Source organism: Pseudomonas sp. RIT-PI-S, assembly GCF_025642975.1.
Classification (GTDB): Bacteria; Pseudomonadota; Gammaproteobacteria; order Pseudomonadales; family Pseudomonadaceae; genus Aquipseudomonas.
In genome coordinates this window covers 63,566-83,093 of sequence record NZ_JANZKJ010000007.1, presented here as the reverse complement: position 1 = coordinate 83,093, position 19,528 = coordinate 63,566, and the positions used below count along the sequence as shown (strand labels likewise).

Below are 19,528 nucleotides of genomic sequence, written 5' to 3'. Positions count from 1 at the left end.
CGCGGCCTAGGCCCCAGTCAACGCAGCAAGGCTTCGATGTCAGCTTCGAGCCGCTCCGGCCGGGTGGTCGGGGCGAAACGCTTGACCCGCTCACCGGAGGCATCGACCAGGAACTTAGTGAAATTCCATTTGATCCGAGTGGTGCCAAGCAGCCCGGGGGCCTTGTGCTTGAGCGCGGAAAACAAGGGGTGGGCCCGCTCGCCGTTCACATCCACCTTGCGAAACAGCGGAAAGGTCACCCCGAAGTTCAGTTCGCAGAACTGCGAAATCTCCGATTCGGACCCCGGCTCCTGCCCCCCGAACTGGTTGCAGGGGAAACCCAGCACCACCAGCCCTCGATCCCGATAACGCTGCCACAGTTGCTCCAGCCCCTGGTATTGGGGCGTGAAGCCGCATTTGCTCGCGGTATTGACCACCAAGTATGCCCGGGCTGGAAGCTCGGCCAAGGTACGAGGGGTTCCAGACATCAGGGTGCAGGGAATGTCCAACAGAGGCGCCGCCATCAGACCCGCTCCCCTTCCGACGTCACCAGCTGCAGGCATACCGAATTGATGCAATAACGCAGGCCGGTTGGCGGTGGCCCATCGGGGAATACATGGCCCAGGTGAGCATTGCAGGACGCACAGCGCACCTCGGTGCGGATCATGCCGTGGGTGGTGTCGCGCACCTCGACCACCGCCTGTTCGCCGATCGGCTCGTAAAAGCTCGGCCAACCGCAGCCGGAGTCGAATTTGGCGTGCGAATCGAACAAGGCTGCATCACAGCAGATGCAGTGGTAGATCCCGGTGGTCTTGACGGTGTTGTATTTGCCGGTGAACGGGCGCTCGGTGCCGGCCAGCCGGCAGACCCGATACTGCTCTGGGTCAAGCATTTCACGCCATTGTTCAAGGGTTTTTTCGGTCGTTTGCATGGCTTCACCTCGGCTACGGAAAATCCGCCGGAGGTGGCTTTTCCGTGATGGGGACGGCACGTATCATTGCGCCTTTAATCTTTGCCAGTCTGTCACCCGCGCATCGCTCGTTCAAATCCAATTTCGGCGCCACCCGGCCACTCTTCGGGACCTCATCATGCAGTTCAGCAAATCGAACAAGCTCGCCAACGTTTGCTATGACATCCGTGGGCCCGTGCTCAAACACGCCAAGCGCCTGGAAGAAGAAGGCCACCGCATTCTCAAGCTCAATATCGGCAATCCCGCGCCGTTTGGCTTCGAAGCCCCCGAGGAAATCCTTCAGGATGTGATTCGCAATTTGCCAACGGCCCAGGGCTACAGCGATTCGAAAGGGCTGTTCAGCGCGCGCAAGGCAGTGATGCAGTACTACCAGCAAAAGCAGGTCGAAGGCGTAGGCATCGAGGACATTTACCTGGGTAACGGGGTGTCCGAGCTGATCGTGATGTCCATGCAGGCGTTGCTCAACAATGGCGACGAAGTATTGATCCCGGCGCCGGACTACCCGCTCTGGACCGCCGCGGTAAGCCTGGCGGGCGGGCATGCGGTGCACTACCTTTGCGACGAACAGGCCAACTGGTGGCCGGACCTGGCCGATATCAAGGCCAAGATCACCCCGAACACCAAGGCCATGGTGATCATCAACCCGAACAACCCCACCGGCGCGGTGTACTCCAAAGAAGTGCTGCTAGGCATGCTCGAACTGGCCCGCCAGCATAACCTGGTGGTCTTTTCCGACGAGATCTACGACAAGATTCTCTATGACGAAGCCGTGCACATCAGCACCGCCTCGCTCGCTCCCGACCTCCTTTGCCTGACCTTCAACGGCTTGTCCAAATCCTACCGGGTGGCAGGCTTCCGCTCTGGTTGGATGGCTATCTCCGGGCCCAAGCATCACGCGCAGAGTTATATCGAGGGCGTGGACATTCTCGCCAACATGCGCCTGTGCGCTAACGTACCGAGCCAACACGCAATCCAGACCGCCCTGGGCGGCTACCAGAGCATCAACGATCTGGTGTTGCCGCCGGGCCGCCTGCTCGAGCAACGCAACCGCACTTGGGAACTGCTCAACGACATCCCGGGCGTCAGCTGCGTCAAGCCCATGGGTGCGCTCTATGCGTTCCCCCGCATCGATCCCAAGGTCTGCCCGATTCACAACGACGAGAAGTTCGTCCTCGACCTGCTGCTGTCCGAAAAACTGCTGGTGGTTCAAGGCACGGCCTTCAACTGGCCGTGGCCGGATCACTTCCGCGTGGTCACACTGCCCCGCGTCGACGATCTGGAGCAAGCCATCGGCCGGATCGGCGGCTTCCTGCGCACGTATCGGCAGTAACCGCGCGCCCCGAGGCCGGCGCAAGCCCAGGAATTCCCGGGCTTCGACCGGCCGCACGGGCATTGCGGGAGGTTGGCCATCGCTGGCACCAATTGTAGGAATTTTCTGACGACACAGTTTGAAATAGTCGCCTGGTTGAATCACTGAGGTGAGCGCCTTATATACCCGACTACGCTTCACATCTTTCCGTCAGGAGTACCTCAACACCATGATGCGCATTCTGCTGTTCGTGGCCACCAACCTTGCGGTAGTGCTGATAGCCAGCATTACCCTGAGCCTTTTCGGCTTCAACGGCTTCATGGCAGCGAACGGGGTGGACCTCGACCTTAACCAGCTGCTGATCTTCTGTGCGGTCTTCGGTTTCGCCGGCTCGCTGTTCTCGCTGTTCATTTCCAAATGGATGGCCCGCATGAGCACGGGCACCCAGGTCATTACCCAGCCACGCACCCGCCACGAGCAGTGGCTGTTGCAAACGGTCGAACAGTTATCCCGCGAGGCCGGCATCAAAATGCCCGAGGTCGGTATCTTCCCGGCCTACGAGGCGAACGCCTTCGCCACCGGCTGGAACCGAAACGATGCCCTCGTCGCGGTCAGCCAGGGCCTGCTGGAGCGTTTCTCGCCAGACGAAGTACGTGCGGTGCTGGCGCACGAGATCGGCCATGTGGCTAACGGCGACATGGTCACCCTGGCGCTGGTACAGGGCGTGGTGAACACCTTCGTGATGTTCTTCGCACGGATCATCGGCAACTTCGTCGACAAGGTGATCTTCAAGAATGAAGAAGGCCAGGGCATGGCGTACTACATCGCGACCATCTTCGCCGAGCTGGTGCTGGGCATCCTCGCCAGCGTCATCGTGATGTGGTTCTCCCGCCGCCGCGAGTTTCGGGCCGACGACGCCGGTGCTCGCCTGGCCGGTACCAACGCCATGATCAATGCGCTGCAACGCCTGCGGGCTGAACAGGGCGTGCCTGTCACCATGCCAGACACCCTGGCCGCCTTTGGCATCAATGGTGGCCTCAAGCACGGCCTGGCCGGGCTGTTCATGAGCCATCCTCCTCTTGAAGAGCGGATCAACGCCTTGCGCCAGCGTGGCTGACACTTCGAAAAGGGCGACGCAAGTCGCCCTTTTCGTTTGTCCAAGGCTCGAACCCTGGAGCCGAACGATGCGTAGATCCCTGATAATTGCCCTGCTTGCCCTTGCCGGCTGCCAAAGCCCGTACCTGTCAATGATGGAAAGCGCCGGCATCCCCAAACGGGAAATCCTCGCGCACCGGGTCGAAGACGCACGCGATGCCCAGATCAAGGCGCGCTATCAATTCAACCGTACGCTGGAGCATTATCGCCAGGTCGAGGCGCTTAGCGGCGCCGATCTGGAATCGGCCGTGAACGACCTTGAGCGCGATTATCAAGCCAGCGAGAAGGCCGCCGCCGCGGTCGCGCCGCGGGTGGATCAGGTACAGGTGGTCGCCGAAGCGCTCTTCGATGACTGGGAAAGCGAACTCAAGGATTACCACACCCAAAGCCTGCGCGATGCCAGCGCCGCACAATTGCAGGCCACGCGAGCGCAGTACCAGGACCTGCTAACCAAGATGCGCAGCGCCCAGAGCCATGTTCTGCCGGCGCTCGACGCCCTCAACGACCAGCTGCTGTTCTATCGGCACCAGGCCAATGCGCGGACTATCAGCGGCCTCGACGCCGGCTATAGCACGGTGAGCGGCACCGTGCAGCCACTGCTGACCGACATGCAGCGTTCAATCGATGGCGCCCAGGGCCTGATCCAACGCTTGCAAGGCCAGTAACCGGCCAACTTGCCGCTTACCTCGGGAAATTCGATGGGTTCGTACAAAAAAACCCGTTGGATCTCTCCTCAGCGGCTCGCTCAAGATTAAGCCCTATCCTTGATGCGAGGCCGCCATGCTGCCCAGCCTGTTCATTTCACACGGATCCCCCATGCTCGCCCTGGAGCCGGGAACCAGCGGCCCGGCCTTGCTCCGCCTGGCCAGCGCACTCCCACGGCCGAAAGCTATCGTGGTGGTGTCGGCCCATTGGGAGAGCGACAGCCTGGAGGTAGGTAGCCACCCTGCTCCGCCCACCTGGCACGACTTCGGCGGCTTCCCCGCGCCGCTCTATGCTTTGCGCTACAGCGCCCCGGGCGACCCCGACCTGGCCGCACGCATCGCGGAACAACTCAATGCCCAAGGGCTTCCGACCAGCCTGGCGCGACAGCGACCCTTCGACCACGGCGCCTGGGTGCCGCTGCGGCTGATGTACCCAGACGCCGACATACCAGTGGTTCAGGTATCGCTACCCAGCCAGCACGGGCCTGCCCTACAAGTCGCGGTCGGCAAGGTACTGGCCAGCTTGCGCGAAGAAGACGTGTTGCTGATCGGTTCCGGCAGCATCACCCATAACCTGCGCGAGCTGGACCGCTACGCCCAGGATGAACAGGCCACGCCCTGGGCCCTGGCGTTTCGTGAGTGGATGATCGGCAAGCTAGGCGCGGGTGATCTTGAGGCGCTATTGGATTATCGCCGGCAGGCGCCGCATGCGGCGCGCAACCACCCCAGCGACGAGCACTTGCTGCCGCTGTATTTCGCCATGGGCGCCGGAGGCCGTTTCGGCATCGCCCATCAAGGGTTCACCCTGGGCTCCCTGGGCATGGACATCTATCGGTTCGACTGACGACCTTGCCGCGGCGCAAAGCCCATTGCTCGCAGGCTTCGCCAGCGCCTGCTCCAAAAAACAAAACCCCCGCACTCAGGCGGGGGTTTTGGTCAACGCAAGCTCAGCTTAGTCTTCGCGGTACCGACGCAGCTTGAGCTGCTTGCCGGCGACGCGAGTGTCCTTGAGCTTGGCCAGCAAACGGTCAAGACCGTCTTCCGGCAGCTCGACCAGGCTGAAGCTGTCACGTACCTGAATGCGACCGATGGTTTCACGCACCAGGCCACCCTCATTGAGGATCGCACCCAGCAGGTTCTTCGCGGCGATACCGTCGCGAGCACCCAGGGCGGTACGGCAGCGTACACGGCCCTCGCCCAGCGGCATGGGCGCACGGCGCTCGTGACGCTCACCGCTGCGCTCGCCAGTACGCTCGCGCGGCGCGGCGGTCGGCACCAGCGGCTGGTCGCGTTCGACCGTGGCCAGGTCCAGCGCCTGCCCATTGGTCGCCTTGCTCAGCAGCGCGGCAGCCAGCGCACGTGGCGTGCAGCCAATGTCGGCGGTCAGGCGGTCGAGCAGTTCGCCATGGCTGGCTTCGGCATCGGCGACCAGGGGCGCGAGGCTGTTGGTCAGCTTCTTGATACGAGCATCCAGGACGGCCTGGGCGTTCGGCAAGCGGACTTCAGCGACCTTCTGCCCGGTCACGCGCTCGATCACCTGCAGCATGCGGCGCTCACGCGGCGTTACCAGCAGCAGCGCACGCCCCTCGCGACCGGCGCGGCCAGTACGGCCGATACGGTGCACGTAGGATTCCGGATCGTACGGCATATCCACGTTGAACACGTGGGTGATGCGCGGAACGTCCAAACCGCGGGCGGCGACGTCGGTGGCGACGACGATGTCCAGGCGGCCATCCTTGAGCGAGTCGATCACCCGCTCACGCTGGTTCTGGGCGATGTCGCCGTTGAGCGCGGCAGCCTTGTAGCCCTTGGCTTCCAGAGCGCTGGCCAGGTCCAGGGTCGCTTGCTTGGTGCGCACGAAGGCGATCAGAGCATCGAACTCTTCCACTTCCAACAGGCGCAGTACCGCGGGCACCTTCTGGTCGGCGTGGACCAGCAGGTAGGCCTGCTCGATGGCCGAGACGGTCTGGGTCTTGCTCTGGATCTTGACGTGCTTGGGATCGCGCAGGTGACGCTCGGCGATCGCGCGAATGGACGCCGGCAGCGTTGCCGAGAACAGCACGGTCTGGCGGGTTTCCGGCATGGCGTCGAAGATCACTTCGAGGTCGTCCATGAAGCCCAGCTTGAGCATTTCGTCGGCTTCGTCGAGCACCAGGTGGTTGACGGTCGCCAGTACTTTTTCATCGCGGCGCAGGTGGTCGCACAGGCGGCCCGGGGTGGCCACGACGATTTGCGCGCCATTGCGAATGGCTTTGAGTTGCGGGCCCATCGGGGCACCGCCATATACGGCTACTACGTTCACGCCAGGCATCTGCTTGGCATAGGTTTCGAACGCGGTAGCCACTTGCAGCGCCAACTCACGGGTCGGCGCCAGGATCAGGGCTTGCGGCTCGCGCTTGCTCGGGTCGATACGGTGCAGGATCGGCAGAGCGAACGCGGCGGTCTTGCCGGTGCCGGTCTGCGCCTGGCCGATCATGTCATGACCGGCAAGGATGATCGGGATCGATTGCTGCTGGATCGCCGAGGGTTCTTCGTACCCCGTGGCGATGACTGCGGCAACGATGCTTGGATGAAGTTCGAGCGCGGCGAAGCCGCCGGATTCCTGGGTCATGGGTCTGCCTCTAAGTGCATCCGCAAAGACCCATGCTCCAAAGTTGCACATGCCGTAAGACTTCGAGAGTCACCCTGGCAACTTTGGCGGCGGGGATTTGCGAAAACGATTGATGAATGAATCGTCAGGAGAGCCCGCTAGCGCGGACGTCAGCCGAAGCTGTCTTCGGAGAATGCTACCTAAACGTGGCCCGTTAAATGGCCGGCGCGCATCATACCTGAAAAGCTGGCGCCAGGGTGAGTTTTTTCACCACCAAGATAGCGCTGCCCCGCCTGCCCCCACTGGTCGGGTTCAGGAGGCCGGGCGCAGCACAGCCAACAGGTAATCGAGCGAATACCCCAGGCGTGGCGCCAGCGCGGCGCATCGCTCGTGCAGGCCTTCAAGGTCGAGCACCTGATCCAGCTCGGCGGGCACCAGCAGGATCACATTGCCCTCCTTGACCGGCAATTCCCAATAGTGGCGGTGGTACAGCCCACGCAGCAGCGCAGCACCCAAGGGCTTGCCGTCATCGGCCGCCCATTGGTTGATCACCAACCAGCCACCGGGGTTGAGTTGCTGCTGGCATTGCTCGAGGAAGCGCCAGGCCAGGTGCCCGACACCTGGCCCTTGGTCTGTGTAGAGGTCGACGAACACCAGGTCGGCGCGTTCGGCGCTGGGCAGCAGCTCGAGCGCGTCGCCTATGCGGATATAAAGGCGCGGATCGTCGGCAAGCCCCAGGTAATCCATGGCCAAGCGTGGCACATCCGGGCGCAGCTCGATGCATTCCACGTCTTCCAACGGGAGGTGCGCCAGGCAGGCTTGGGTCAGGGTGCCGGCGCCAAGGCCCAGGAACAGCGCGCTGTCCGCGTGAGCGTGGCACAGCGCGCCAATCAGCATGGCGCGGGTGTAGTCGTATTCAAGCCAGGCGGGATCGGGCATGAATACGCAGCTTTGTTCGATCGCGGCGCCAAACTCGAGAAAACGGTACTCGCCGACTTCCCACACCCGGATCATCCCGAAAGCGTCTTCGACTTCGGCGAGCAGGCGCTCCTGTTCCGGGGTGGTGGCAGTTGTTTGGGTCGGTTCGTCCACGGGGGGCCCGTTGTTCACGCGGAAACCGGCCATTCTCCTCTACTGCTCAAGGATTGGCCAGTGCAGCGGGGCCGCATGTTTCTAGGGTAAGATCGCCGCCCCGTCCATAAAAGCCCGAGGTCCCCATGCCCGCCCCCTGGAGCCCAGAAAGCTGGCGCGCGTTGCCGATAAAACAGCAGCCGAGCTACCCAGACGCCGCCCACCTGGCACGGGTCGAACAGACCCTCGCAGGTTACCCGCCGCTGGTGTTCGCCGGCGAGGCGCGGGAACTGCGCCGGCAATTCGCTGAAGTGACTCAGGGCCGGGCGTTCCTTCTGCAAGGCGGCGACTGCGCGGAAAGCTTCGCAGAATTCTCCGCCGCAAAGATCCGCGACACCTTCAAGGTGCTGCTGCAGATGGCCGTGGTCATGACCTTTGCCGCGGGCTGCCCGGTGATCAAGGTCGGGCGCATGGCCGGGCAATTCGCCAAGCCACGCTCCGGCGACGATGAAACCCAAGGCTTGGTGACCCTGCCGGCTTACCGTGGCGACATCGTCAACGGCATTGGTTTCGATGCGAAAAGCCGCACCCCCGACCCAGACAGGCTGCTGCAGGCCTACCATCAGTCCACCGCCAGCCTGAACCTGTTGCGCGCCTTCGCTCAAGGCGGTTTCGCCGACCTGCACCAGGTGCATAAATGGAACCTGGACTTCATCGCCGGCTCGGCCCTGGCGGAGAAATACCATCGGCTGGCCGACCGCATCGATGAAACCCTGGGCTTCATGCGCGCCTGCGGCCTGGACAACCTGCCGCAGCTGCGCGAAACGAGCTTCTTCACCGCCCATGAAGCGCTGCTGCTGAACTTCGAGCAGGCCTTCGTGCGCCGTGACAGCCTGACCAACGACTGGTACGACTGCTCCGCGCACATGCTGTGGATCGGCGACCGTACCCGGCAGCTCGACGGTGCCCACGTGGAGTTCCTGCGCGGGGTCAACAACCCCATTGGGGTCAAGGTCGGCCCTAGCATGAATGGCGAGGATCTGATTCGGCTGATCGACATCCTCAACCCGGATAACGACCCTGGCCGCCTCAACCTGATCGTTCGCATGGGCGCCGGCAAGGTCGGCGAACATCTGCCACGGTTGCTGCGCACCGTGCAACGCGAAGGCCGCCAAGTGTTGTGGAGCTGCGATCCGATGCATGGCAACACCATCAAGGCCAGCAGCGGCTATAAAACCCGCGACTTTGCGCAGATCCTGGGCGAAGTGAAGGACTTCTTCCAGGCGCACCAGGCGGAAGGCACATACGCCGGCGGCATTCATATCGAAATGACCGGGCAGAATGTCACCGAATGCATCGGCGGCTCGCGGCCGATCACTGAAGACGCGCTCTCCGATCGCTATCACACCCACTGCGACCCTCGGCTAAACGCCGATCAGTCCTTGGAGTTGGCGTTCATGATCGCCGAGACGCTGAAGGCGGTACGGCGCAGCGTCTGACCCTCGCTGCGCTGGCACAGGACCTCCAGCCGTTCCAGGCCGAGCCAGGCGGCCAGCTCATGCAAAGCGTGGCCGAGCGCCTGGACGGCATCCTCGCTCAGCCCCCCGGGCTCTTCGTGGACCGCATGCACCAACAGCCGCTGGGTTGCGCGCTCGGCGCGCAGATCGACCCGTGCCAGCAACTGTTCCTGGTACAAAAACGGCATCACGTAATAGCCATACACCCGCTGCGATGGCGGCGTGTAAAACTCCAGCCGATAGCGGAAGCCAAACAACCGTTGCGCCCGGTCGCGCTCCCACAGCAGGGAGTCGAACGGCGAGAGCAGCGCGTGGGTGGTGACGGCCCGGGGCAGCCGCTCGATCGGCATGCACCAACCCGGCCGAGGCCAACCCTCTACCTCGCAGCGCAACAGGCTGCCCGCCTCGCCTAGCTCCTCCAGCCGAAGCCGGGCTTCACCGGGGCTGAGGCGGAAATAGGCGCGTAGATCTTGCTCACTGGCGACGCCGAGCGCCTTGGCGGCATGCAGCAGCAGTTGCCGCTGCGCCTCCTCGACGGTGGGCGTCGCCTGCGCCAGCACCGCGGCGGGCAGCACGCGCTCGGGCAGGTCGTATAGGCGCTCGAAACCGCGCCGCGCTGCCACTGTGACCTCACCGGCGGCGAACAGCCACTCCAGCGCCATTTTCTCTTGGCTCCAGTCCCACCAGGGCCCGGCCCGCTCCTGCCGGATCGAAAGGCTGCCGGCGGCCAATGCCCCTTCACGTTGAACCCGGCCGAGCACGGCGGCGATACGCTGCGGTTGCTCTGCGCCAAAGCGGGCCAGTTGCTGGTAAATACCTTGGCCCGCAGCAGCCCGTGCCATTCGCCAGCGCAGCAGTGGCTGCAGTTGCACAGGCAATAGCGAAGCCTCATGCCCCCAATATTCGAACAGCCGCCGCTGCCGGCCGCTGCCCCAGGCCATAGCGTCCAGCGCCTCGCGAGGATAAGCGCCCAGGCGTGAATACAATGGCAAGTAATGAGAACGCACTAGGGCGTTGACCGAATCGAGCTGCAACGCACCCAGGCGGTCGACCATCGCCAACAGATGACGTGGCTGGTGCTGGCCCTGGCGGGCTGCAAACCCCTGGGCCCATAAGGCAATTCGACGTACCTCGAGCGAGGAAAAGGATAAGCGGGGCGGCATAGGCGATTCCGTTCGGCAGTGCTCTTGACTCTAGCCCAAGCGCGCCCCGTCCCGCACTGCTCACTTGTGCATCGGGTCGTCCCAGAAGGGCCGCTCCACTTCCGAGGCAATGTCGGCGCGGCTCAGGCCCAGGTCCTGCAGTGCCGAATCGCTCAGCGAGGCGAGCTGGCGACGCTGCCTGGCCAGTTCCCACCAGCGGTTGACCTGGGTAGCGAGCGAGTGGGCCAATCCGGCGCCAGGAATATGCAGGGGCGCTGGGGTAACGCGTACAAAACCTTTTTGACCTTTCATCTTCTTACCCTCCGTGAGTGATGGGCAAAGTGTCCGCCCAGCGCTAAGATCAATCCAACGAATGTTTCTTATGGATTGCATCTCGGAGTTTGATGAATGTCCTCTTATCCCAGTATCGACTCCGACGTGCTGCGCACCTTCGTCGCGATAGCCGACCATGGCGGCTTCACCCGGGCGGGCGAGTTGGTCAACCGCACCCAGTCGGCAGTGAGCATGCAGATGAAGCGCCTTGAAGAGGACGTATTGCAGCGACAGCTGTTCGAGCGCGATGGCCGCCAGGTTCGGCTCACCGCTGAAGGGCAAGTGCTGCTAGGTTACGCGCGGCGCATCCTCAAGCTGCATAGCGAGGTCTTCAACACCCTGCGCGCACCCCATATGGTTGGCACCGTGCGCATCGGTACGCCAGACGACTACGCCATGCGTTTCTTGCCTGGCATCCTTTCCCGTTTCGCCCAGGCGTATCCACTGGTGCAGGTAGAAGTGCATTGCGAGATCTCTTCGCAGTTGCTCAATCGCCAGGACCTGGACCTGACCATCGTTACCCGGGAGCCGGGCCACGAGGTCGGTCAATTGCTGCGCCAGGAGCGTTTCGTCTGGGCCGAGGCCAGCGGCTTCGCCCCCCATGAGAAGGATCCGGTGCCCCTGGCGATGTTCAACAGCGAGTGTTTCTGCCGCGCCTGGGCGTGCAACGCGCTGGACGCTGGCGGCAAGGCCTTTCGCATTGCCTACAGCAGCCCCAGCCTAGCGGCGATCATGGCCGTGGTCACGGCTGGGCTTGCGGTTACGGCGCAGTTGAAGAGCTTGATCCCAGCAGACATGCGCGTGCTCGGGGCTGCTGAAGGTTTGCCGGAATTGCCGCTGGCCAATGTGATGCTGTTACGCAATGCCGCTACCCAATCGCCTATCACAGAATCACTGGCCGAATTCATTGCCGAGGGGTTCAAGATTTGAAGGCGAGCATCAGAGCGCACACCACCAGAAAACCGCAAAAGGCCGCGCGCAGCGCCCGTTCCGGCATGGCATAAGCGATACGCACACCCCAGCTGATGCTCATCAACCCGCCGATGGCCATGGCCAGGCCCATCGGCCAATTCACATGCTGGTGCAGGGCATACGTAAGCAGAGTGATCCCAGTGCTAGGCGCCGCCAGCGCCAGCGACAGGCCTTGCGCGACCACCTGAGAGGCACCGAACACTGCGGTGAGCACGGGCGTGGCAACCACTGCCCCGCCAACTCCGAACAGCCCGCCCGCCAGCCCGGCTACGCCGCCTAACGCTCCGAGCCAGGGCCAGCCATGCCTGAGCGCCTGCGCGGGTGCCGGCTGCTGGCCGGCCAGGCGCGCCAAGTTCATCGCTGCCAGCACCAGCAGGAAGCCTACGAACCCTTTGCGCATGGCTACCGCATCCAGCCCGATGGCCCATAGCGACCCCAGCCAGGCGCACACAAGCCCAGCGACACCCAGCGCGATGGCATGGCGTGGATCGATGCGGTTGCGCTGATGGTAGCGCCACAAGGCCAGGAGCACGTTGGGTACCACCATCACCAATGCCGTCCCTTGCGCAAGTTGCTGGTCGAGCCCGAAGAGCAGCCCTAGGGCGGGGATTGCAATCAGCCCGCCGCCAATGCCGAACAGGCCACCGAGCGTGCCTAGCGCCGCGCCAAAGAGTACATAACCTGCCCACTCGACCATGCCCACCTCCGGAAAATTTCATATCGTACGGGAGATGAACATTTAACGAACTTCTGAATGCCTCCACGGTTCGAAATTTCAGGTTGCTCGCTGCGGTAATAAATAAAAAGCCGACACGGATTGAATGGCACACTAAATAAACGCGCACCATAATTTATAGTCATTCGACATCAAGGATCAGCATGAAAGCCGAACATTCTTCGAAACAGGCGGCCGACTCCGGCGATCACTTGTTGCTGGATAACCAGCTTTGCTTTGCCCTTTATTCGACGTCCCTGCTGATGACCAAGGTATACAAGCCCCTGTTGAGCAAGCTTGGGCTGACCTACCCGCAATACCTGGCAATGCTGGTGCTCTGGGAGCGTGACGGCATGACGGTGGGTGAAATCAGCACACGCCTGCTGACTGACCCCGGGTCGCTTACCCCGCTGCTCAAGCGGCTGGAGAGCCTCGGGCTACTGAGCCGTACCCGTAGCAAGGAAGACGAACGAGTGGTGATCGTGAACCTCACCGATGCCGGGCGGCAGCTGCGCCAGGAAGCGCAGCAGATTCCTGCCTGCGTGTTCGGGGCTATCGCGCTCGACCTGCCTGATTTGAAAACACTTCAAAGCAGCCTGTTACAACTGCGCGGGCGCCTGCAAGACAACGTTTAGCCTCGCTTTGCGCGCCGCTCTCAAGGGCGGCGCACGAGCAATGCCGCGTGCCGTTCATCGGCTCCTCCCTATCCTTCGCTTGCGTTCGCCACTGAGTGGGAATACCTTGATCACGTTATTGTTTTGCACACTAAATATTAACGCACAATATTAAAGGCGATTCTCATGCAAGCGCTTTATGTAGCTTCGGCCACATCCACCGGCGGTCGGGATGGGCGTTCGGTTTCCAACGACGGCGCCCTAGACGTCCGCCTGTCTACGCCCAAGTCACTAGGTGGTGCTGGCGGCGACGGCACTAACCCCGAGCAACTCTTCGCAGCTGGCTATTCCGCCTGCTTTATCGGCGCGCTCAAGTTCGTGGCCGGCCAGCAGAAGGTCAGCCTTCCGGCGGACACCAGCATCACCGCGCACGTGGGTATCGGCCAGATTGAAGGTGGCTTTGGCCTGGACATCGATTTGAACATCAACCTGCCAGGCTTCGCTCAAGCCGATGCTGACGCTCTGGTAGAGGCCGCTCACCGCGTATGCCCTTATTCGAATGCCACCCGCGGCAATGTGGACGTTCGGTTGCACGTAAGCGTGTAAAAGCGGCCGCGGCCCTTCTCGCATGCATAAAAAAACCCGGCCATGGCCGGGTTTTTTCATCTCGGGCGAAGCTTACTTCGCGCGGCCTTTGTAGGAACCGCCTTCCCGGGTATCGATCTCGATCATGTCGCCGATTTCGATAAAGTCTGCAACCGACAGCTCGGTGCCGTTTTTCAGCTTGGCAGGCTTCATCACCTTGCCGGAAGTGTCGCCACGGGCGGAGCCTTCGGTGTAGTCGACCTGACGCACGATGGTGGTCGGCAGTTCTACCGAAACCAGGCGGCCTTCGAAGAACACGGCTTCACAGATGTCGGTCATGCCTTCTTCGATGAACGGCAGAACGGCTTCGATATCCTCGGCGTTCAGCTCGTACATGGTGTAGTCGGTGGTGTCCATGAAGGTGTAGGTGTCACCGCTGATGTAAGACAGGGTGGCTTCCTTGCGATCGAGGATCACGTCATCCAGCTTGTCGTCAGCGAAGTAGACGGTTTCGGTCTTGTAGCCGGTCAGCAGGTTCTTCAGCTTGGTCTTCATGATCGCGCTGTTGCGGCCGGACTTGGTGAATTCGGCCTTCTGCACCAGCCATGGATCGTTGTCGATCCGCAGGACGGTACCGGGTTTGAGCTCTTTACCAGTTTTCATTACGCAATTCCGAAATGGGGTTGTGACGTGTCGTAGCCGCGTATCATAGCGAATTTCGGCAAAACTGCACCAGCGCCGTGGCAAGGTCCGGGCGAGCGGCCAAGCCCGCGCACCACTGGCGGGCATGGCTTTGCAGCTCATCCCAGTGAGGCTCGACGGCCGCCCAGGCGCTGGCCATGTCGCCATCCATGTTCCAACTGCGCCAAAGGCCGCGCAGGGCTTCTGAAGCGGCCCCCGGCAATCCCTCGGTGTAGAGCTCCAGGAACGCCTCGAGCTTTTCCCAGTGGGCGTATTCGTCCTGGCGGTAGATGTGCCAGAGCATCGGCCGGGCGGCCCACTGCGCACGGACGAAAGAGTCCTCGCCACGCACGGCATTGAAGTCGCAGGCCCAAAGCAATTGGTCGTAAGCCTCCTGCGAAACGAACGGCACCACCTGCACAGTCAACCCGCCTCGGCGGATGCAGTCCCCCGCGCCCACCCGGGCCTGTGCCCAGGTTTCCAGGTTGGCAAGCACACGCCCTTCGGGCACCAGCAGGTGGGTGAGGCGTGGGGCTGCTGCCAGCGCCTCGAGCCAGCCGGTCAGGCCATCGTTCTCGTAGGCGAACAGGGAGAGCAGCCTGGCTTCCGGCGCCGGGCTCACGTTCAAGCCACGCAGGAAGGCATCACGCGCCGCGCGGCTGGCCTGGAACGCGTCTCGGCGCTCCAGCAGCCCCGCCTCGCGCAACAAGCCGCCGGTGTCGGAGCGAAAGCCTGGAAAGAAGAAGAACTTACGCACCGAGCCACAGCCGAGCGAAGGCAAGCCATGGCAACCGCCTACCCAGGTTTCGGCGCTAAGGTAGTCCAGGTTTACCCAAAGCGCAGGGGTAGCGGTGGCCGCCAACCGCGCTTGGTACGGCCCAGGGAGCTTGCAGCCGAAGGCCTCTATCACCACGGTGGCGGTGGGCGTGTCCTCCCAGGGCTCCGGCCACTGGCACACTTGCACGCCCGCCCGCACCTGGGTACGCGCCAAGGGATCGGCGTCCGGGCACAGGCGGGCGAACGCGGTCAGGTCGTCGATCCACAACCGCACGGCGAGGCCCTGTTCATTGGCCAGTTGACGGGCAAGGCGCCAGGTCACCCCGGCATCGCCGAAGTTATCGACCACCTTGCAGAAAATATCCCAGCGGCTGTCCATGGCACTCCTGCTCAATGGGGCAAGCGGCAAATTGTGCGGCTGCTGCCAGCTTGCGTAAAGCCCGGGCGCTATCCCACGGCCGTTGACGGTCACAGCTATGCCACAATAAACGGCATGCCTTTCCGGAGCTTCGCCATGCCCGCCCGTCCAGTCCGTCGCACTTTGCCCGTGCGCATGTCCAGCTTGCAGCTGGTGTTGTCCATTGCCCTCGGCGTTTGGCTGGGCTTTGTGCTGATGCTGATCACGGGCTGGCTCGCCTGGCGATATGGATACTCGGCCACTACGCCGCTGGCGCCAACCCCGGGCGCACCCGTCGCCAGCGCACCAGCGGTACCCATGCCTACCCCACGCAACCCGGCACCTGCGCCCACGCTGCCGCCGGCCGCGGTGGCGCCAGATGCCGACCGGATGTTCGACGAATACCAGTACAACCTGCACATGCAGGAGCTGCGCCAAGCCGAGGAAGCCGCCAGGGCCAACCCGTCCAATCAGGCGAACCCCACCTGCCAGTTCTGGCTGCAGCAGGCCCAGACCGCGCCCAGCGACCATAGCCGCGAGCAAGTGGCGAGGTCATGCAATTGATGAACAAGCACAACCTGCACGGCTTGATCGTCCAGGCGCTCGAACGTGACCTGGCCGTTGCCCAACGTGCCGCGCAAACCGCTTACGAAGCCGCGACCCACGAAGAAAACATCGCAGAAAATAAATATGACACCCTTGGCCTCGAGGCCTCCTACCTGGCCACTGGCCAAGCCCGGCGCATGGCCGAAATCGCCCAGGCGCTAGCCCGTTTGCGCGACTTGCCGGTGCTGCCCCACCAGCCCGAGCGGGGCGTGCAACCGGGGGACTATATCGAGCTGGAGGACAGCGACGGCCAACTGCGCGCGCTGTTCCTTGGCCCCGACGCTGCGGGTTTGGTGGTGCAGGCCGAAGGCCGTAGCGTGACTGTCATCACGTCCCGCGCGCCGTTGGGCCAGGCCTTGCTGGGCAAGCGTGCGGGCGATGAGGTCAGCCTGCAGGTGGCTGGAAAGGCACAGGATTACATCATCGTGGCGGCTTGGTAAGCGGCGGGGCGCGGCCGCTGGCGAGCCTTGGGTAAGAGCTGGCGCCCGCCCGCGCATAGCAAAAAGCCCCGGAGCTGGAAGCTACCGGGGCTTTCTATATGTGGCGGTGAGGAAGGGATTCGAACCCTTGATACAGTTTCCTGTATACACACTTTCCAGGCGTGCTCCTTCAACCACTCGGACACCTCACCGAAGCTCTTCACACCGTCAGTGTGTCGAGGCGCGCTAATGTAGTCGAAACCGATTCGGATGGCAAAGCTTTTTTTATGGTTTTCATGCGGTTAACCCAGGCGGCGCAGATCGCTGCTGGCGGCTGGGGGCATCGCGAGGGGCATGGCTGGCCTAGGCGTGACCATCAGGTCAGACGCCGCGCTTTACCGGAACGATCGTGCTAGGTAACGTCTGCGCATTACAAACAAAAGGAAACCGCTTCATGTCCGACCTGATCGACTACCGCCTGGAAGAAGGCGTGGCGACGCTGACCTTGAACAATGGCAAGGTAAACGCCATCTCTCCCGACGTGATCGCGGCCTTCAACAACGCCTTGGACCGCGCCGAGCAGGACCGCGCCGTGGTCGTGATCACCGGGCAGCCGGGAATCCTCTCGGGCGGCTACGACCTGAAGGTGATGACCGCGGGCCCGCAGCAGGCCGTAGACCTGGTCAGCGCCGGTTCTACCCTGGCGCGGCGGCTGCTGGCCCACCCTCATCCGGTGATCGTGGCATGCAGCGGCCATGCAGTGGCCAAGGGCGCGTTCCTGCTGTTGGCCGCGGACTACCGCATTGGGGTCGAAGGTCCGTTCCACATCGGCCTGAATGAGGTCATGATCGGCATGACCATGCACCATGCGGGTATCGAGCTGGCCCGAGACCGGCTGCGTCGCTCAGCCTTCCATCGCTCGGTGATCTGCGCCGAGATGTTCGATCCCCAAGGCGCACTCAGCGCCGGCTTCCTCGATGAGGTGGTAGCCGCCGAAGCGTTGCCGCAAGCCATTGCCAAGGCCGCGCAGCGCCTCAAGAGCATCAACCAGGTTGCCCACCGCAATACCAAGCTCAAGGTACGCAAAGCGCTGCTCGATAGCCTCGACGACGCCATTGCCAAGGACAAGGAACAGTTCAAGGTCGGCTGATACGCCCCGCGCGAACGATGTCATTTGCCGCTCGCAGGCCGCGACCGTACACTGCGTGGCCTTTGCACCAAGAGTAGATGGCATGCTCTACATCGTTCGCATGGCCTTGCTGGGCCTGAACTTTCTGCTGGTGGGGGTGCTGGGCCTGCTGGTCGGCCTTGCCCGGCCGTTCAACCCTGACAACAATCGGATCTTCGCACGGCTGTATAGCCGCCCCGCCCTGCCGTTGCTGGGCTTGAGCCTGGAAGCGGACGTGGCTTCGCTGCAAGCCCAGCCTCCGGGCTTCGTGATCATTGCCAACCATCAGTCCAACTACGATGTGTTCTTCCTCGGCTCGATCGTGCCGCGGCGCATGGCCTGTATCGGCAAAAAGAGCCTAGGTTGGGTGCCGCTGTTCGGTCAGCTGTTCTGGCTCGGGGGCAACGTACTGCTCAACCGGGATAACGCCTACCAGGCGCGCCGGGCCCTGCAGACCACCAGCCGCGTGCTGCGCGATCAGCGAACGTCCATCTGGATATTCCCCGAAGGCACGCGCAACCCCAGCGATCGCCTGCTGCCGTTCAAGAAGGGGGCCTTCATGATGGCGATCGACGCTGGGGTGCCTATCATCCCAGTGTGTGCCAGCCGCTACGTAGGCACACTGGACTTCAACCGGCGGCACAGCGGCTACATCCGGGTACGCTCCCTGGCGCCGATTCCGACCCAGGGCTTGACCGCGAAAGACATCCCAGACCTCATGGCCCGCTGCCAAACGGCAATGCAAGCGTGTGTCGACGAGCTTTCGATGGCCACTGAACTGCAAGCGCAAGCGTCACTCTGATCAGGCGACACCAGTGGAGATCCACCGATCATGGGCCGAGTGGTTGCGGCGGCGGTCTATACCGCCGGTAGAAAGGTCACCGACATCCAGTTACAAGACGGGCGAAAGTGGGCCTGCCAGCCCGACCATTTCGTTTGGATCGGCCTGGAAGAACCGGACGCTGCCACGCTGTCTCTGCTTCAGGAGCAGTTCGGGCTGCATGAGCTGGCGATAGAGGACGCACTGGAGCGCCACACCCGCCCCAAGCTTGAGACTTTCGGCGACGCGCTGTTCATCGTGACCTATTCGCCGGTGCGCCGCGATGGCACGCTGGAATTCATCGAAACCAACATCTTCGCCGGCAAGGGTTATGTGATTACTTGCCGCAACGGCCATTCAGCGTCCTACTCCCTGGTTCGCCAGCGCTGCGAGGCACGACCGTTGCTGCTAGAGCACGGCGAAGACTTCGTGCTTTACGCGATTCTCGATTTCGTGACCGACAATTACCAGCCGGCCACCGAAAGCATCCACCAGGAAATCGAGGCCCTGGAGCACAACGTGCTGAGCCAGGCGCTCAATGAGCGCGACATCCAGTGCTTGCATGCGTTGCGTCGGGACTTGCTGAAAATGCGCCGCTACCTGGCACCGCTGGTGGAAATCAGCGAGGAACTCCAGCGGCTGGATTTCCCCTTCATCGACCGCAACATGCGGCCCTACTTCCGGGACGTGCAGATTCACGTCAATCGGCAGATGGAGGATTTGGTGGGCATCCGCGATATCGCCAGCCAGACGATCGAGATCGGAATGCTGCTGGAGTCTGCCCGGCAGAGCGTCACCCAGCGCAAGTTCGGTGCGTGGGCAGCGATACTTGCCTTCCCTACCGCCATCGCCGGGATCTATGGGATGAACTTCCAGTACATGCCCGAGCTGACTTGGCACTACGGCTACTTCACCGTGCTGGGGGTGATCACCCTTGGCTGCACCGGGCTATACGCCAGCTTCAAACGGTCTGGGTGGCTGTAGGCGCAGCCCCCGTGCGGGAG

Annotated in this window: 21 protein-coding genes, 1 tRNA gene and 1 pseudogene; 13 read left to right on the top strand and 10 right to left on the bottom strand. The window is 62.7% G+C overall.

Annotated features, from left to right (window positions below; all coding sequences use genetic code 11):
- Positions 1–17: 17 nt before the first annotated feature.
- The gene (locus OGL93_RS11900) at positions 18–503 is read right to left on the bottom strand and encodes a glutathione peroxidase (RefSeq protein WP_263262848.1); all 486 of its coding nucleotides are present in this window, start codon (positions 501–503) and stop codon (positions 18–20) included.
- A complete protein-coding gene (gene msrB, locus OGL93_RS11895) occupies positions 503–910 on the bottom strand; it encodes a peptide-methionine (R)-S-oxide reductase MsrB (protein WP_263262847.1) in 408 nt (135 codons plus the stop codon). The genes OGL93_RS11900 and msrB overlap by 1 nt, the downstream gene beginning before the upstream one ends.
- A gap of 157 nt (positions 911–1,067) precedes the next feature.
- Between msrB and OGL93_RS11890 the strand changes: the two genes are divergently transcribed.
- The 4 genes from OGL93_RS11890 (at position 1,068) to OGL93_RS11875 (ending at position 4,961) form a co-directional block, all read left to right on the top strand.
- Positions 1,068–2,279 carry a pyridoxal phosphate-dependent aminotransferase gene (locus OGL93_RS11890; protein WP_263262846.1) on the top strand — a complete coding sequence of 404 codons (1,212 nt, stop codon included), beginning with the start codon at positions 1,068–1,070 and terminating at the stop codon, positions 2,277–2,279.
- Between the two features lie 208 nt (positions 2,280–2,487).
- Positions 2,488–3,375: a protease HtpX gene (gene htpX, locus OGL93_RS11885; RefSeq protein ID WP_263262845.1), complete on the top strand. Its 888-nt coding sequence runs from the start codon at positions 2,488–2,490 to the stop codon at positions 3,373–3,375.
- Between the two features lie 67 nt (positions 3,376–3,442).
- Positions 3,443–4,078, top strand: coding sequence for a DUF2959 domain-containing protein (locus tag OGL93_RS11880; RefSeq protein ID WP_263262844.1), 636 nt, complete (start codon positions 3,443–3,445; stop codon positions 4,076–4,078).
- A 115-nt stretch (positions 4,079–4,193) separates the two neighbouring features.
- A complete protein-coding gene (locus tag OGL93_RS11875) occupies positions 4,194–4,961 on the top strand; it encodes a class III extradiol ring-cleavage dioxygenase (RefSeq protein ID WP_263262843.1) in 768 nt (255 codons plus the stop codon).
- Between the two features lie 108 nt (positions 4,962–5,069).
- Here the strand turns inward: OGL93_RS11875 and OGL93_RS11870 are convergent.
- Positions 5,070–6,762, bottom strand: a pseudogene (locus tag OGL93_RS11870) (DEAD/DEAH box helicase).
- Between the two features lie 257 nt (positions 6,763–7,019).
- Complete coding sequence (locus OGL93_RS11865) at positions 7,020–7,721, bottom strand: spermidine synthase (RefSeq protein ID WP_263263007.1); 702 nt, start codon at positions 7,719–7,721, stop codon at positions 7,020–7,022.
- 203 nt (positions 7,722–7,924) lie between these two features.
- On the opposite strand from OGL93_RS11865, the gene OGL93_RS11860 reads away from it, so the two are divergent.
- A complete protein-coding gene (locus tag OGL93_RS11860; RefSeq protein WP_263262842.1) occupies positions 7,925–9,277 on the top strand; it encodes a 3-deoxy-7-phosphoheptulonate synthase class II in 1,353 nt (450 codons plus the stop codon).
- Here the strand turns inward: OGL93_RS11860 and OGL93_RS11855 are convergent.
- Together OGL93_RS11855 and OGL93_RS11850 are read right to left on the bottom strand one after the other, a co-directional pair.
- Complete coding sequence (locus OGL93_RS11855; RefSeq protein ID WP_263262841.1) at positions 9,214–10,458, bottom strand: crosslink repair DNA glycosylase YcaQ family protein; 1,245 nt, start codon at positions 10,456–10,458, stop codon at positions 9,214–9,216. The genes OGL93_RS11860 and OGL93_RS11855 overlap by 64 nt on opposite strands.
- Positions 10,459–10,518: 60 nt before the next feature.
- Positions 10,519–10,749, bottom strand: a complete 231-nt coding sequence (locus OGL93_RS11850; protein WP_346659643.1) for a DUF1127 domain-containing protein — start codon at positions 10,747–10,749, stop codon at positions 10,519–10,521.
- 96 nt (positions 10,750–10,845) lie between these two features.
- Here OGL93_RS11850 and OGL93_RS11845 point away from each other — a divergent pair, with 96 nt between their 5' ends.
- Positions 10,846–11,700, top strand: coding sequence for a LysR substrate-binding domain-containing protein (locus OGL93_RS11845; protein ID WP_263262839.1), 855 nt, complete (start codon positions 10,846–10,848; stop codon positions 11,698–11,700).
- On the opposite strand, the gene OGL93_RS11840 is transcribed toward OGL93_RS11845, so the two are convergent.
- Positions 11,690–12,439, bottom strand: a complete 750-nt coding sequence (locus tag OGL93_RS11840) for a sulfite exporter TauE/SafE family protein (protein ID WP_263262838.1) — start codon at positions 12,437–12,439, stop codon at positions 11,690–11,692. The genes OGL93_RS11845 and OGL93_RS11840 overlap by 11 nt on opposite strands.
- Positions 12,440–12,621: 182 nt before the next feature.
- Here OGL93_RS11840 and OGL93_RS11835 point away from each other — a divergent pair, with 182 nt between their 5' ends.
- Together OGL93_RS11835 and OGL93_RS11830 are read left to right on the top strand one after the other, a co-directional pair.
- The gene (locus tag OGL93_RS11835; RefSeq protein WP_263262837.1) at positions 12,622–13,092 is read left to right on the top strand and encodes a MarR family transcriptional regulator; all 471 of its coding nucleotides are present in this window, start codon (positions 12,622–12,624) and stop codon (positions 13,090–13,092) included.
- 165 nt (positions 13,093–13,257) lie between these two features.
- Entirely contained in the window at positions 13,258–13,677 is a 420-nt protein-coding gene (locus OGL93_RS11830; RefSeq protein WP_263262836.1) for an organic hydroperoxide resistance protein, read from the top strand.
- 72 nt (positions 13,678–13,749) lie between these two features.
- Here OGL93_RS11830 and OGL93_RS11825 read toward each other — a convergent pair whose 3' ends face one another.
- Together OGL93_RS11825 and earP are read right to left on the bottom strand one after the other, a co-directional pair.
- A complete protein-coding gene (locus tag OGL93_RS11825; RefSeq protein WP_263262835.1) occupies positions 13,750–14,319 on the bottom strand; it encodes an elongation factor P in 570 nt (189 codons plus the stop codon).
- A 43-nt stretch (positions 14,320–14,362) separates the two neighbouring features.
- Positions 14,363–15,493, bottom strand: coding sequence for an elongation factor P maturation arginine rhamnosyltransferase EarP (gene earP / locus OGL93_RS11820; RefSeq protein ID WP_263262834.1), 1,131 nt, complete (start codon positions 15,491–15,493; stop codon positions 14,363–14,365).
- Between the two features lie 135 nt (positions 15,494–15,628).
- On the opposite strand from earP, the gene OGL93_RS11815 reads away from it, so the two are divergent.
- Both OGL93_RS11815 and OGL93_RS11810 read left to right on the top strand, forming a co-directional pair.
- A complete protein-coding gene (locus tag OGL93_RS11815; protein ID WP_263262833.1) occupies positions 15,629–16,075 on the top strand; it encodes a hypothetical protein in 447 nt (148 codons plus the stop codon).
- Positions 16,075–16,557, top strand: a complete 483-nt coding sequence (locus OGL93_RS11810) for a GreA/GreB family elongation factor (protein ID WP_263263005.1) — start codon at positions 16,075–16,077, stop codon at positions 16,555–16,557. Before OGL93_RS11815 ends, OGL93_RS11810 begins: the two co-directional genes overlap by 1 nt.
- Positions 16,558–16,658: 101 nt before the next feature.
- On the opposite strand, the gene OGL93_RS11805 is transcribed toward OGL93_RS11810, so the two are convergent.
- Positions 16,659–16,748: transfer RNA gene (locus tag OGL93_RS11805), tRNA-Ser, on the bottom strand.
- Between the two features lie 242 nt (positions 16,749–16,990).
- On the opposite strand from OGL93_RS11805, the gene OGL93_RS11800 reads away from it, so the two are divergent.
- From OGL93_RS11800 to OGL93_RS11790, 3 genes are all read left to right on the top strand, one after another.
- Positions 16,991–17,686 carry a crotonase/enoyl-CoA hydratase family protein gene (locus OGL93_RS11800; RefSeq protein WP_263262832.1) on the top strand — a complete coding sequence of 232 codons (696 nt, stop codon included), beginning with the start codon at positions 16,991–16,993 and terminating at the stop codon, positions 17,684–17,686.
- Positions 17,687–17,768: 82 nt separating this feature from the next.
- The gene (locus OGL93_RS11795; protein WP_263262831.1) at positions 17,769–18,506 is read left to right on the top strand and encodes a 1-acylglycerol-3-phosphate O-acyltransferase; all 738 of its coding nucleotides are present in this window, start codon (positions 17,769–17,771) and stop codon (positions 18,504–18,506) included.
- Positions 18,507–18,536: 30 nt separating this feature from the next.
- Complete coding sequence (locus OGL93_RS11790; RefSeq protein WP_263262830.1) at positions 18,537–19,508, top strand: magnesium and cobalt transport protein CorA; 972 nt, start codon at positions 18,537–18,539, stop codon at positions 19,506–19,508.
- The last annotated feature ends 20 nt before the right edge of the window (positions 19,509–19,528 follow it).